Annotated in this window: 1 protein-coding gene; it reads left to right on the top strand. The window is 65.2% G+C overall.

Features of this window, described 5'->3' with window-relative positions; all coding sequences use genetic code 11:
* The first annotated feature begins 223 nt into the window (after positions 1 to 223).
* Positions 224 to 568, top strand: coding sequence for a class I SAM-dependent methyltransferase (locus C1I95_RS34315; protein ID WP_111220277.1), 345 nt, complete (start codon positions 224 to 226; stop codon positions 566 to 568).
* Positions 569 to 646: the final 78 nt, after the last annotated feature.

Raw genomic sequence — 646 nt, 5'->3', positions numbered from 1 at the left:
CACCCCACTCCACCCCACCCAGAGGCCCCTACCGCAGCAGACGGTCACGTCCACGCTGGTGCCCACCAATCCACCGAGACCGAGTCGATCAAACCGGCGATCCCCCGGTCGACGGCCGACGGGGCGACCTGGACGACACGGCGCGCAGTCAGCGGCATGAGCGTGCGACCAAGCTGGTCGAAAGTGTGTCGCTGGATTGCTTGAGCGTAGCTACGGTCGTTAGATGCCCGACGCGATCTTTGCCCACCCCCGCCTTGCGCGCATCTACGACGCATTCGACGGCACTCGGAATGACTTGACGGCCTACCTCGGTATCGCCGATGAGCTGGGCGCGAAAAGTGTGCTGGACGTTGGTTGTGGGACCGGATCACTCTCCGTCTTGCTCGCCGAGAGCGGACGGACGGTCGTGGGTGTCGATCCTGCTGAGGCATCGCTTGAGGTGGCAGAACGGAAGGACGTGGCCGCAAGTGTCACGTGGGTGCTCGGCGATGCCGCAAACGTGCCAGCGCTGGATGTCGATCTAGTACGGCAGCCGCCGTTTGGGATCATGGCTGGAGTTCGAGGTTGAGGCGTCGGGTGTAGTGGGCTTGGCGGGCTCGGGCTTGATGGCGGCGGCGCCAGTCTGACCAGCGGAGGCGGTGGGTGA

The organism is Micromonospora craterilacus, assembly GCF_003236315.1.
Lineage (GTDB): Bacteria > Actinomycetota > Actinomycetes > Mycobacteriales > Micromonosporaceae > Micromonospora > Micromonospora craterilacus.
This window is presented reverse-complemented; position numbering and strand designations above follow the sequence as displayed.